At 69.4% G+C, this 13376-nt stretch carries 9 protein-coding genes; 7 read left to right on the forward strand and 2 right to left on the reverse strand.

The genetic code is table 11. The annotated features are described in order from the left end of the window. Nucleotides 1-141 precede the first annotated feature (141 nt). The 4 genes from metH to OHA37_RS31190 all read left to right on the forward strand — a co-directional run bounded on the left by metH (nt 142) and on the right by OHA37_RS31190 (nt 8353). Nucleotides 142-3651: a methionine synthase gene (metH, locus tag OHA37_RS31175; protein ID WP_266910120.1), complete on the forward strand. Its 3510-nt coding sequence runs from the start codon at nt 142-144 to the stop codon at nt 3649-3651. A gap of 209 nt (nt 3652-3860) precedes the next feature. Continuing rightward, entirely contained in the window at nt 3861-4562 is a 702-nt protein-coding gene (locus OHA37_RS31180) for an HAD family hydrolase (RefSeq protein ID WP_266910122.1), read from the forward strand. A gap of 480 nt (nt 4563-5042) precedes the next feature. Further along, complete coding sequence (locus OHA37_RS31185; RefSeq protein WP_266910124.1) at nt 5043-6647, forward strand: ABC transporter substrate-binding protein; 1605 nt, start codon at nt 5043-5045, stop codon at nt 6645-6647. A 125-nt stretch (nt 6648-6772) separates the two neighbouring features. Next, nucleotides 6773-8353, forward strand: a complete 1581-nt coding sequence (locus OHA37_RS31190) for an ABC transporter substrate-binding protein (protein ID WP_266910126.1) — start codon at nt 6773-6775, stop codon at nt 8351-8353. Nucleotides 8354-8456: 103 nt separating this feature from the next. Here OHA37_RS31190 and OHA37_RS31195 read toward each other — a convergent pair whose 3' ends face one another. Together OHA37_RS31195 and OHA37_RS31200 are read right to left on the reverse strand one after the other, a co-directional pair. Beyond that, a complete protein-coding gene (locus OHA37_RS31195; RefSeq protein WP_266910128.1) occupies nt 8457-9131 on the reverse strand; it encodes a response regulator in 675 nt (224 codons plus the stop codon). Nucleotides 9132-9224: 93 nt separating this feature from the next. Then, nucleotides 9225-10142 (reverse strand): RecB family exonuclease, encoded by a 918-nt coding sequence (locus OHA37_RS31200; RefSeq protein ID WP_443046237.1) that lies wholly within the window; start codon nt 10140-10142, stop codon nt 9225-9227. A 242-nt stretch (nt 10143-10384) separates the two neighbouring features. Between OHA37_RS31200 and OHA37_RS31205 the strand changes: the two genes are divergently transcribed. The 3 genes from OHA37_RS31205 (at nt 10385) to OHA37_RS31215 (ending at nt 13376) form a co-directional block, all read left to right on the forward strand. Next, nucleotides 10385-11518 (forward strand): site-2 protease family protein, encoded by a 1134-nt coding sequence (locus OHA37_RS31205; RefSeq protein ID WP_266913252.1) that lies wholly within the window; start codon nt 10385-10387, stop codon nt 11516-11518. A gap of 18 nt (nt 11519-11536) precedes the next feature. Then, entirely contained in the window at nt 11537-12502 is a 966-nt protein-coding gene (locus OHA37_RS31210; RefSeq protein ID WP_266910130.1) for a tRNA (adenine-N1)-methyltransferase, read from the forward strand. Nucleotides 12503-12749: 247 nt separating this feature from the next. Next, nucleotides 12750-13376: a hypothetical protein gene (locus OHA37_RS31215; protein WP_266910132.1), complete on the forward strand. Its 627-nt coding sequence runs from the start codon at nt 12750-12752 to the stop codon at nt 13374-13376.

Genomic DNA, 13376 nt, shown 5'->3' on the forward strand with positions numbered 1-13376 from the left:
CCATCCCCCGGGCACAGAATGCAGTCCGCCACGTGGGACGGCCTCACCGGGGCCGGGTCTCCCCCGTTACCCTGGCCGCGTGCACCCTTGACACAGAGGGGGTGCAAAGCCGACAGCCGTCGCATCCCAGGGAGCTCACCCATGGCCTCGTTGCCTAACCCGCCCGCAGACACCCAGACCCGGGCCGATGCCCTCCGCCAGGCACTGGCGACCCGCGTGGTCGTCGCCGACGGAGCCATGGGAACCATGCTGCAGGCCCAGGACCCCACCCTGGACGACTTCGAACAGCTCGAAGGCTGCAACGAGGTCCTCAACGTCACCCGCCCCGACATCGTGGCCAACGTGCACCGCGAGTACTTCGAGGCCGGCGTCGACTGCGTCGAGACCAACACCTTCGGCACCAACTACGCCGCCCTCGCCGAGTACGACATCGCGGACCGCAACCACGAGCTGTCGCTCGCCGGCGCCCGGATCGCCCGCGAGATCGCCGACGAGTTCACCGCCTCCACCGGGCAGCAGCGCTGGGTCCTCGGCTCGATGGGCCCCGGCACCAAGCTCCCCACCCTGGGCCACATCGACTACGGAACCATCCGCGACGCCTACCAGATCAACGCCGAAGGCCTGATCACCGGCGGCGCCGACGCGCTCCTCGTCGAGACCACCCAGGACCTCCTCCAGACCAAGTCCTCCATCGTCGGCGCCCGCCGCGCCATGGAGGCCCTCGGCGTGTCCGTCCCGCTGATCTGCTCCGTGACCGTGGAAACCACCGGCACGATGCTGCTCGGCTCGGAGATCGGCGCCGCGCTGACCGCGCTGGAGCCCCTGGGCATCGACATGATCGGCCTGAACTGCGCCACCGGCCCCGCCGAGATGAGCGAGCACCTGCGCTACCTCGCGCGCAACTCCCGCATCCCGCTCTCCTGCATGCCCAACGCGGGCCTGCCGGTCCTCGGCAAGAACGGCGCCCACTACCCGCTGTCCGCGAGCGAGCTCGCCGATGCCCAGGAAACCTTCGTCCGCGAGTACGGCCTCTCCCTCGTCGGCGGCTGCTGCGGCACCACCCCCGAGCACCTGCGCCAGGTCGTCGAGCGCGTCCGCGGGTTGAACCCGGCCGTCCGGGAGCCCCGCCCCGAACCCGGCGCGTCCTCCCTCTACCAGACGGTCCCCTTCCGCCAGGACATCTCGTACATGGCGATCGGCGAGCGCACCAACGCCAACGGTTCGAAGAAGTTCCGCGAGGCCATGCTCGAAGCCCGCTGGGACGACTGCGTCGAGATGGTCCGCGACCAGATCCGCGAGGGCGCGCACATGCTCGACCTGTGCGTGGACTACGTCGGCCGCGACGGCGTCGCCGACATGAAGGAACTCGCCGGACGCTTCGCGACCGCCTCCACCCTGCCGATCGTCCTGGACTCCACCGAGGTCCCCGTCCTGCGGGCCGGCCTGGAGAAGCTCGGCGGGCGCGCCGTCATCAACTCCGTGAACTACGAGGACGGCGACGGCCCCGAGTCCCGCTTCGCGAAGGTCACCCGCCTCGCCCAGGAGCACGGCGCAGCCCTCATCGCCCTGACCATCGACGAGGAGGGCCAGGCCCGCACCGTCGAGCACAAGGTCGCCATCGCCGAGCGCCTCATCGACGATCTCACCGGGAACTGGGGGATCCTCGAGTCGGACATCCTCATCGACACCCTGACCTTCACCATCTGCACCGGCCAGGAAGAGTCCCGCAAGGACGGCATCGCCACGATCGAATCGATCCGCGAACTCAAGCGCCGCCACCCCGACGTCCAGACCACGCTCGGCCTCTCCAACATCTCCTTCGGCCTCAACCCGGCCGCCCGCGTCCTCCTGAACTCCGTCTTCCTCGACGAGTGCGTCAAGGCCGGCCTCGACTCCGCGATCGTCCACGCCTCCAAGATCCTGCCGATCGCACGGTTCACCGGGGAGCAGGTCACCACCGCCCTCGACCTGATCTACGACCGGCGCGCCGAGGGCTACGACCCGCTGCAGAAGCTGATGGCCCTCTTCGAGGGCGTCAACACCAAGTCGATGAAGGCCGGCCGCGCCGAGGAACTCCTCGCCCTGCCGCTGGACGAGCGCCTCCAGCGCCGCATCATCGACGGCGAGAAGAACGGCCTGGACGCCGACCTCGACGAGGCCCTCCAGACCCGCCCCGCCCTCGACATCGTCAACGACACCCTCCTGGAGGGCATGAAGGTCGTCGGCGAACTCTTCGGCTCCGGCCAGATGCAGCTCCCCTTCGTGCTCCAGTCCGCCGAGGTCATGAAGACCGCGGTGGCCCACCTGGAACCCCACATGGAGAAGAGCGACGACGAGGGCAAGGGCACCATCGTCCTGGCCACCGTCCGCGGCGACGTCCACGACATCGGCAAGAACCTCGTCGACATCATCCTGACCAACAACGGCTACAACGTCGTCAACATCGGCATCAAGCAGCCGGTCTCCGCGATCCTCGAAGCCGCGCAGGAACACAGGGCCGACGTCATCGGCATGTCCGGCCTGCTGGTCAAGTCCACCGTGATCATGAAGGAGAACCTGGAGGAGCTCAACCAGCGCAAGCTGGCAGCCGACTACCCGGTCATCCTCGGCGGCGCCGCCCTCACCCGCGCCTACGTCGAACAGGACCTCCACGAGATCTACGAGGGCGAAGTCCGCTACGCCCGTGACGCCTTCGAGGGCCTGCGCCTCATGGACGCCCTCATCGCCGTCAAGCGCGGAGTCCCCGGAGCCTCCCTCCCCGAACTCAAGCAGCGCCGCGTCGCCAAGCGCGACACTCCCGTCCTCGCCGAGGAGACCGACGAGCCCGGCGGCCGCTCCGACACCTCCACCGACAACCCCGTGCCCACCCCGCCGTTCTGGGGCACCCGCGTCGTCAAGGGCATCCCGCTCAAGGACTACGCCTCCTGGCTCGACGAAGGCGCCCTCTTCAAGGGCCAGTGGGGCCTCAAGCAGGCCCGCGCCGGCGGGGCCACCTACGAGGAACTCGTCGAGAGCGAGGGCCGCCCGCGCCTGCGCGGCCTTCTCGACAAGCTGCACACCGAGAACCTCCTCGAAGCCGCCGTCGTCTACGGCTACTTCCCCTGCGTCTCCAAGGGCGAGGACCTGATCATCCTCGACGACGCCGGCAACGAGCGGACCCGCTTCACCTTCCCGCGCCAGCGCCGCGGCCGCCGCCTGTGCCTCGCCGACTTCTTCCGCCCCGAGGAATCCGGCGAAACCGACGTCGTCGGCCTCCAGGTCGTCACCGTCGGCTCCAGGATCGGCGAAGCCACCGCCAAGCTCTTCGAGTCCGACTCCTACCGCGACTACCTGGAGCTCCACGGCCTCTCCGTCCAGCTCGCCGAGGCCATGGCCGAGTACTGGCACGCCCGGGTCCGCGCCGAGCTCGGCTTCGGCGGCGAGGACCCCGCCAAGGTCGAAGACATGTTCGACCTGAAGTACCGCGGCGCCCGCTTCTCCCTCGGCTACGGCGCCTGCCCCGACCTGGAGGACCGCGCCAAGATCGCCGACCTCCTCCAGCCCGAGCGCATCGGCGTCCACCTCTCCGAGGAATTCCAGCTCCACCCCGAGCAGTCCACCGACGCCATCGTCATCCACCACCCCGAAGCGAAGTACTTCAACGCACGCTGAGACCCGCCTCAACGCACGCTGAGGCCCACCTCAACGCACGCGGAGAAGCACCCCCCACGCACACAGACGAATAATCCACCGCACATCGAGACGGACCGGCGTACACTAGTCGGTCCCATACAGGCCGGTCACCTGTCCCCCCGGGCACGCCCCCGGAGGCGAGGTGACCGGCCTTCTCGTCCCCAACGGACCCCCGGAAAGGTGCGCGCATGACGAGCACAGTCCCCGCCCCCGTCGCCCGTACGGCCGACGGACACGCCCTGCAGGCGGTGCTGCTCGACATGGACGGCACCCTCGTCGACACCGAGGGCTTCTGGTGGGAGATCGAAGTCGGCGTCTTCGCCGAACTCGGCCACCGCCTCGACGAATCCTGGCGGGACGTCGTCGTCGGCGGCCCCATGACCCGCAGCGCCGGCTTCCTCATCGAATCCACCGGCGCCGACATCGGCCTCGCCGAACTCACCGTCCTGCTCAACGAGCGCTTCGAAGCCCGCATCGCCGACCGCGTACCCCTCATGCCCGGCGCCGAACGCCTGCTGAGCGAACTGGCCCGGCACAACGTCCCCACCGCCCTGGTCTCCGCCTCCCACCGGCGCGTCATCGACCAGGTCCTCCTCACCCTCGGCCGCGACCGCTTCACCATGACCGTCGCCGGCGACGAAGTCCCGCGCACCAAACCCCACCCCGACCCCTACCTCCTCGCCGCCGGCGCCCTCGGCGCCCACCCCTCCCGCTGCGCCGTCATCGAGGACACCGCCACCGGCGTCGCCGCCGCCGAAGCCGCCGGATGCCGCGTCGTCGCCATCCCCTCCGTCGGCCGGATCGCACCCGCCCCGGGCCGCACCATCGTCCGCTCCCTCGAAGACGTCGACCTGCCCTTCCTGCGCTCCCTCATCACTCCGCTGAACTGACCGCGCACGCTCCGTACCGGGAGATCCGACCCCAGGACCAACGTCCCACGGGCGGATCTCCCGCGCACTTCCCCGGAGGCCGAAATTCCATCCCTACCGGGGGAGTTGTCCCGGGTGACCTTTGTCACCCGCAAAGACCCCTTCGCACCACTGCGCGCCCTCCCAACCCACCCCTTGTGTCCCCATTGATCAGCACCTGACCGAATCTGCGCACCGCCCCGCGCACACCCCGGGTCAACTCCCGCAACGGAGCGACAACACCCCCGATCCACACGGTTCAAGCCACCCCTCCGCAGGCCACTAATGTCGATCCGGGCACTGCGCCGCACCTCAGCCGTCCCGGACACACACCCCTGTTCCGGAACCGCGTGGACCGATCGTCACACCACCGGCCCGATCGTTCCGCCCAGAACGGGCGACCGTCGCAATGCCCTCCACACCAGCTTTGAACAAGTGCCGGGTCGAGGGAGTACTTCCAGCATGAACCGCAAGACCATGGCGCTGACGGCAGCCGCCGGACTGCTCACCCCCGCACTGACCGCCTGCGGCAGCACCAGCGGAGCAGGAGCCGGATCCGGAGCGATCGTCGTCGGCACCACCGACCGGTTCGAGGCGGCCGAATACGCCCCCGCCCCGCTCGACCCCGCCTACGCCTACGACGCCGGCAGCTGGAACATCCTCCGCCAGACCGTCCAGACCCTGATGCACACCCCGCGCGGCGGCGGCAAGCCCGTCCCCGAAGCAGCCACCGACTGCCGCTTCACCGACACCGGCAACGAGAGCTACCGCTGCGTCCTGCGCCCCGGCCTCACCTTCGCCGACGGAAACCCGCTCACCGCCCAGGACGTCAAGTTCTCCATCGAGCGCGTCCTCGCCATCAAGGACGAGAACGGCCCCTCCTCGCTGCTCTCCACCATCGACACCGTCGAAACCAAGGGCACCGACACCGTCGTCTTCCACCTGAAGACCGCCGACGCCACCTTCCCGTACAAACTCTCCACCCCCGCCGCCGGCATCATCAGCTCCAAGAAGTACGACGCCAAGAAGCTCCGCGCGGGCTTCGCCGTCGACGGCTCCGGCCCCTACACCATGAAGGCCGAAGTCAAGGGCAACCGCCTCGTCCACGCCGTCTTCAGCAAGAACCCGAACTACAAGGGCGATCTGAAGCTCCAGAACGACAAGGCCGAACTGCGCACCTTCGACGACTCCGCCGCCATGGGCCAAGCCCTGGAACGCGGCACCGTCCACGTGGTCTCCCGCACCCTGTCGCCGGCCCAGATCACCGAGCTCTCCACCAAGCCCCCCAAGGGCATCAAGCTCGTCCCCCTGCCCGGCCTGGAGATCCGCTACCTCGGCTTCAACACCGACGCCCCCGGAATCAAGGACAAGGCCGTACGCCAAGCCCTCGCCGCCGCCGTCGACCGCAGGGGCCTCATCGACAAGGTCTACGGCAGGTCCGCGCAGCCCCTGTACTCCCTGGTCCCCACCACCGTGACCGGCCACGGCACCCCGTTCTTCGACAAGTACGGCGAGGCCAACACCGCCAAGGCCGCCGACCTGCTGAAGGCCGCCGGGATCAAGACCCCGGTCAAGCTGACCCTCAACTACACCAACGACCACTACGGCGACGCCACCGCGGCCGAGTTCGAAGCCCTCAAGACCCAGCTGAACTCCACCCAGCTCTTCGACATCACCGTCCAGGGCGCCGACTGGGCCGACTTCAGGCCCGCCCAGAAGAAGGGCGACTACGCCGCCTACGGCCTCGGCTGGTTCCCCGACTACCCCGACGCCGACAACTTCCTCGCCCCGTTCCTGGAGCAGGACAACTTCCTGGGCACGCCGTACGCCAACACCAAGGTGCGCACCAAGCTCATCCCCGAATCGCGCCGCGCCATCGACCGCGGCGTCGCCGGTCCGGCGATCACGGAGATGCAGGACATCGTCGCCGAGGACGTCCCCGTCCTGCCCCTGTGGCAGGGCAAGCAGTACGTCGCCGCACGCGACGGCATCACCGGAGTGGAGTGGTCGGTCAACGCCATCTCCGACCTCCAGCTGTGGGAACTCGGCCGCGGCGTCAGCGGCTGACACCCCGGCACCGGGCCCCGGCCCCACGCCGGCCCAGCCCCACCCCCGGCCCGTGACCCCACCACGGGCCGCAACACCAGCCAGACAGAACCAGACGAGCCAGTGAGACTGAGAAGGACGTTCGCGTGAAGACACGGAACCAGTGGTTGGCCGCCCCGCTCGGAGCGGTCACCGCCGCCGCGCTGCTCAGCGGCTGCGGTGCGACGGACGGCTCCACCGCCGGCAGCGCCAAGGGCGTCGTCATGGGCATATCCGACAAGGTGAAGGCCACCGACCCGGCCTCGGGCTACGACCCGGGCTCCTGGCTGCTCTTCAACAACGTCTTCCAGTCCCTGCTCAACTTCCCCAAGGGCGGCACCACCCCCGAACCCGACGCCGCAGAGGCCTGCGGGTTCGAGGGCAGCGGGAGCACGACCTACGTGTGCACCCTGCGCGGCGGCCTGAAGTTCAGCAACGGCAACGCCCTCACCTCCAAGGACGTCAAGCACTCCTTCGAGCGCACGCTCAAGATCAACGACGAGAACGGCCCCGCCGTCATGCTCGCGTCGATCGGCACCATCGACACCCCCGACGACAAGACGGTGGTCTTCCACCTCAAGGCCCCCGACGCGACCTTCCCCAGCAAGATCGCATCCGGTGCGGGCTCCATCGTCGACCACACCGAGTACCCCGCGGACAAACTCCGCACCGACGGCAAGGCCTTCGGCTCCGGCGTCTACAAGCTGGACTCGATCAACGACAAGAGCGCCTCCTTCTCCGTCAGCGACACCTACAGCGGCAAGGCCAAGCCGAAGAACAGCGGCGTCACCATGAAGTTCTTCAACGAGGACCAGGCCGCCCTCAAGAAGGTCCTCGAAAGCGGAGACGTCGACTTCGCCTTCCGCGGCCTCGCCGCCAAGGACATCGCCGGCCTCGCCTCCCAGGCCGGAGACCAGAAGGTCGAGGTCATCCAGGGCGCCGGCGCCGAAGTCGAACACCTCGTCTTCAACACCAACGACCCCGTCGCCGGAAAGCTCCCCGTCCGCAAGGCCATCGCCTACCTCGTGGACCGCGAAGCCCTCGTCAAAGAGGTCTACGACGGCACCGCCACCCCGCTCTACTCCATCGTCCCGGCCGGCATCGCCTCCCACACCACCCCCTTCTTCGACCGCTACGGCGGCACCCCCCAGCCCGAGAAGGCCAAGGCCACCCTCCGCGCCGCCGGCATCAAGGACAAGGTGAAGATCACCCTGTACTCGACGCCCTCCCGCTACGGCCCCTCGACCGACGAGGAATTCCACCTCATCGCCAAGCAGCTCAACGACAGCGGCCTCTTCGAAGCCGACGTCAAGTCCGTCGAGTTCGAGCAGTACGAGAAGGACATCCAGGCCGGCAAGTACGGCGTCTACGTCAAGGGCTGGGTCCCCGACTACCCCGACGCCGACAACTTCACGCAGCCCTTCTTCGGCCCCGACAACGTCCTGCACAACAACTACGACAACAAGGAGATCACCGGGACGATCATCCCGGCGACCTCCGCGAAGTCCGACCGCAGCACCGCCGGCAACGACTACGCCCGCCTCCAGGACATCGTCGCCGAGGAGATTCCGATCCTCCCGCTCTGGCAGGGCAAGCAGTACGCCGTCACCCGCCCCAACGTGACCGGCCTGCAGTGGTCCCTCGACGCCTCCACCGTCTTCCGCTTCTGGGAGATCAGCAAGGGCTGAGCCCCCAGGGGCAACCACAACGGCAACGGGCCCGCCTCCGCACCCAGCGGAAGCGGGCCCGTACCCGTACCTGCGACCTCGACGACAGCGGCCCCGGGGCCGCCTACTGACCGGCCCCCGGACGCACCAGACCGCTCTCGTACGCGTACACCGCGGCCTGCACCCGGTCCCGCAGACCCAGCTTCGTCAGCACATGACCCACATGCGTCTTCACCGTCGTCTCGCTCACGAACAGATCCGCCGCGATCTCCGCGTTCGACAACCCACGGGCCACCAGCTTCAGCACCTCGACCTCACGCTCCGTCAACGAGGCGATCATGTCCGGAACGCTGTCCTCACCCGACGGCAGATGCCCCGCGTACTTGTCCAGCAACCGCCGCGTGATGCTCGGCGCCAGCATCGCCTCGCCACCCGCCACCACCCGGATCGCCTGCACCAGCTCCGCCGCCGGCGCATCCTTCAGCAAGAACCCACTGGCCCCCGCCCGCAGCGCCTCCACCACGTACTCGTCCAGATCGAACGTCGTCAGCACCAGCACCTTCGCCGGACCGTCCCGCCCCGGACCCGTGATCTGCCGCGTCGCCTCCACCCCGTCCATCCGCGGCATCCGGATGTCCATCAGCACCACGTCGGGCTGCAGCGCCCGCACCTGGTCCAACGCCTGCAGACCGTCCCCGGCCTCACCGACCACCGCCACATCCTCTTCGGCCTCCAGGATCATCCGGAAACCGGTACGCAGCAGCGGCTGATCGTCGACCAGCAGTACGCGGATCGCCACGGGGTCTACCTCGTATTCATCGGGTGCATCGGGTGCATCGAGTTCATCGGGACAGCAACGGGAAACCCCGCCCATTCTGCCCTGACCCCAAGATCAGGACTCGCCCCGCCCGGCGGACGGCAGCGCCAGCGGATACACCGGGGGAGTACCACCGAACTCCGGACACACCGCCTGATGATCACACCAGCCGCACAGCTTCGACTGCCGCGGCCGCCAGTCACCCGTCTCCGTCGCCTCACGGATCGCCTCCCACAGCGCCAGCAGCTTGCGCTCCATCCGCTCCAGATCCTCGATCACCGGGTCGTACGTGATCACGTCCCCACTGCCCAGATACACCAGCTGCAGCCGCCGCGGCACCACCCGCTTCAGCCGCCACACCACCAGCGCGTAGAACTTCATCTGGAACAGCGCACCCTCCGCATACTCCGGCCGCGGCGCCTTCCCCGTCTTGTAATCGACGATCCGCACCTCACCCGTCGGCGCCACGTCCACCCGGTCGATGATCCCGCGCAGCCGAAGCCCCGACTCCAGCTCCGTCTCCACGAAGAACTCCCGCTCCACCGGCTCCAGCCGCGTCGGGTCCTCCAACGTGAACCACCGGTCCACCAACGACTCGGCCTCACCCAGCCAGCGCGTCAGCCCCGCCCCGTCGTCACCCGCCGGGAACAGCTCCGTCAGCTCCGGCTTCGACTCCAGCAGCCGGTCCCACTGCCCCGGGATCAACGCCTTCGCCCGCGGCGCCGTCCGCTCCTCGGCAGGGTGATCGAAGAGCCGCTCCAGCACCGCGTGCACCAGCGTCCCCCGCGTCGCCGCCGCACTCGGCTTCTCCGGCAACTTGTCGATCACCCGGAACCGGTACAGCAACGGACACCGCATGAAGTCGCTCGCCCGCGAAGGCGACAGCGAAGAAGGAGCCACGGCCACCGCTTGCGCGGGCACACCACCGGGCACGGGACTGGGTACGGGACCGGTCACTGCATCGTCCGGATCGCCACCGGGGCTCGTCGTCATAGACAAAACCCTACGACCCGCCACCGACAGCACGCGCATACCATCGACGCCGACCCCCCTCGCACTGCATGATCGGAGCATCACACCGCGCAACGGCGCACCCCGACACCACGGGAAAAAGACACCAGAACCACCGGCGCACCACCGCACCGGACAGCAGCGAACGAAGGACAACCGTGGCAGACACCGACGAAACCGGCGAGCGCGCGGGCCGGCGCTCAGGACCGGGCGGCGGACTCCTCATGGGCCGCCCCTTCGGCGTGCCCGTCTACGTCTCGCCCAGCTGGTTCCTCGTCGCCGCCCTCATCACCTGGGTCTTCGGCGACCAGCTCGACCGGATCCTGCCCGACCTCGGCACCCTGCGCTACCTCGTGGCCCTCTTCTTCGCCGTCGCCTTCTACGCCTCGGTCCTCGTCCACGAACTCGCCCACACCATCGCCGCCCTCCGCTTCAAACTCCCCGTACGCCGCATCCAGCTCCAGTTCTTCGGCGGCGTCTCCGAGATCGAGAAGGAATCCGAAACCCCCGGCCGCGAATTCGTCCTCGCATTCGTCGGCCCCCTCCTCTCCCTCCTCCTCGCCGGCGCCTTCTACCTCGGCATGAAAACCGTCGAACCCGCCAGCGTCCCCGGCGTCCTCCTCGCCGGCCTCATGATCTCCAACCTCCTCGTCGCCGCCTTCAACCTCCTCCCCGGCCTCCCCCTCGACGGCGGCCGCATGCTCCGCGCCGTCATCTGGGGCATCACCGGCAAACCCATGACCGGCACCATCGCCGCCGCCTGGGCCGGCCGCGCCCTCGCCGTCGCCGTCCTCCTCGGCCTGCCCCTCCTGAACTACACCGGGACCATCGGCAACCCCACCGACGACATCGGCGGCATGGACACCGTCATGGACGCCCTCCTCGCCGCGATCCTCGCCGGCATCATCTGGACCGGCGCCGGCAACAGCCTCCGCGTCGCCCGCCTGCGCGAACACCTCCCGGAACTCCACGCACGCAAACTCACCCGCCGCGCCATCCCCGTCGAGAACGCCACCCCCCTCTCCGAAGCCCTCCGCCGCGCCAACGAAGCAGGCGCCCGCGCCCTCGTCATCGTCGACGGACTCGGAGACCCCACCGGCATCGTCCGCGAGAGCGCCATCGCCTCCGTCCCCGAACACCGCCGCCCCTGGGTCGCCGCCGGCACCCTCGCCCAAGACCTCACCGACGGCATGAAGGTTTCCGCGGACCTCACCGGCGAAGAACTCCTCGACCACCTCCGCACCACCCCCGCCACCGAATACCTCGTCCTGCAGACCGACGGCGCGATCTACGGAGTCCTCTCCACCCTCGACGTCGAAAAGGCCTTCGTGAAGGCCATGGCGCGGCCCCAGTCCTGAAGCCAATACACTGGTCACATGTCCGAACCGACCGGTGCCGCCCGCCGACGCGGGCCCTTCGAGGTCGGGGACCAGGTACAGCTCACCGACCCCAAGGGCCGCCACTACACGTTCACGCTCGAAGCCGGGAAGAATTTCCACACCCACAAGGGTTCCTTCCCGCACGACGAGCTGATCGGCTCCCCCGAGGGAAGCGTTGTCCGTACCACGGGCAACGTCGCCTACCTCGCGCTGCGTCCCCTGCTCCCCGACTATGTCCTGTCCATGCCCCGCGGTGCCGCCGTGGTCTACCCCAAGGACGCGGGCCAGATCCTGGCCTTCGCCGACATCTTCCCCGGCGCCCGCGTCGTCGAAGCAGGTGTCGGCTCGGGCTCCCTGAGCAGCTTCCTGCTGCGCGCCATCGGCGACCAGGGCATGCTCCACAGCTACGAGCGCCGCCCGGACTTCGCCGAGATCGCCACGGCCAACGTCGAGCGCTACTTCGGCGGCCCGCACCCCGCGTGGCAGCTGACCGTGGGCGACCTCCAGGACAACCTGTCCGACACGGACGTCGACCGCGTGATCCTCGACATGCTCGCCCCCTGGGAGTGCCTGGAGGCCGTCTCCAAGGCGCTGGTCCCCGGCGGCATCCTCTGCTGCTACGTGGCCACCACCACCCAGCTCTCCCGGACCGTCGAATCCATCCGCGAGTTCGGCTGCTACGCCGAACCGCAGCCCTGGGAATCGATGATCCGCAACTGGCACGTCGAGGGCCTGGCCGTCCGCCCGGACCACCGCATGATCGGCCACACCGGCTTCCTCGTCACCGCCCGCCGCCTCGCCGACGGCGTCGAGCCGCCCATGCGCCGCCGCCGCCCCTCCAAGGGCGCCTACGGCGAGGACTACGACGGCCCCGGCAGCCAGTCCGCGGCCAAGACCGCGGAGACCACCGCCACCGCCACGGCCGCCGCCGACACCACCGCCGACACCGGCGACGGCGCCTGAGCAGCTGAGGCCCCGAGCGCCTGAGGACCGCCCCGCCACCCGGCGGGGCGACCCGCACCACCAACACGAAGACGCTGTGCCGCAGTTCCCCGGAACAACCGGGAACTGCGGCACAGCGTCTTTTCGTTGCCCTACGGGACGGACCCGCGCCGGCACCCCGGCCGGCCCGGACCCACCCGTTCCACCCCGGTGTGAGGTGTGGCACGATGCTGGCTCCCCGTCACCCTTCGCACAGGAGACACCCCGCGTGCCGCACAGCCCCGCCGAGCCGGCGCCGAGCACCCCCACCCCGGCGCACCACCGGGCCCGGCCCGTCCACTGGCTCGCCACGGCCTCGGCTCTGGCCGCCGTCATAGCCGGCGCCGGACTCCTGCAGCCCGCCCCGGCCACCGGAGCCTCCGCGCAGCCGGTACGCCCCGCGACCCCCGCAAGCCCGCAGAGCCCCGTGAGCGGCCCCGAGGCGGCCGCCCCCGACGCGCACGCGGTCGCGTACCCACTGGACTGCAAGGGCGCCCCACAAGCCGTCACGGCCACCGCCGAAGGCGACCTCGACGGCGACGGCCGCCCCGAAACCGTGGCCGCCGTCCGCTGCGACGCCGGCTCGGGCACCCCGCCGCACGCCATCTACGTCCTCGCGCAGGACACCGCGAAAGCCGCGAAGCCCCGCGTCGTCGCCACACTCCTCGAAGCCGGCCGCAAGCAGACCGCGACCGACCTCACCATCCGCGACGGGCTCGTCACCGCGACCCTCCTCGGGTACTCATCGCCCGAAGTGCCCCGCTACAGCCCCGACACCGAGCAGCTCGCCAAGTGGCGCTGGACCGGCGGAAAATTCCGCCAGGAGCTTACGGATTCGACGCCCACAGGAGTTTGA

This window comes from Streptomyces sp. NBC_00335, assembly GCF_036127095.1.
In the GTDB taxonomy this organism is placed as follows: Bacteria; Actinomycetota; Actinomycetes; order Streptomycetales; family Streptomycetaceae; genus Streptomyces.

What these genes read in the sequence shown, in the direction of transcription:
- metH (WP_266910120.1), top strand. Translation starts at nt 142, where the DNA reads ATGGCCTCGTTGCCTAACCCGCCCGCAGACACCCAGACCCGGGCCGAT.
- OHA37_RS31180 (WP_266910122.1), top strand. Translation starts at nt 3,861, where the DNA reads ATGACGAGCACAGTCCCCGCCCCCGTCGCCCGTACGGCCGACGGACAC.
- OHA37_RS31185 (WP_266910124.1), top strand. Translation starts at nt 5,043, where the DNA reads ATGAACCGCAAGACCATGGCGCTGACGGCAGCCGCCGGACTGCTCACC.
- OHA37_RS31200 (WP_443046237.1), bottom strand. Translation starts at nt 10,142, where the DNA reads ATGACGACGAGCCCCGGTGGCGATCCGGACGATGCAGTGACCGGTCCC.
- OHA37_RS31205 (WP_266913252.1), top strand. Translation starts at nt 10,385, where the DNA reads ATGGGCCGCCCCTTCGGCGTGCCCGTCTACGTCTCGCCCAGCTGGTTC.
- OHA37_RS31210 (WP_266910130.1), top strand. Translation starts at nt 11,537, where the DNA reads ATGTCCGAACCGACCGGTGCCGCCCGCCGACGCGGGCCCTTCGAGGTC.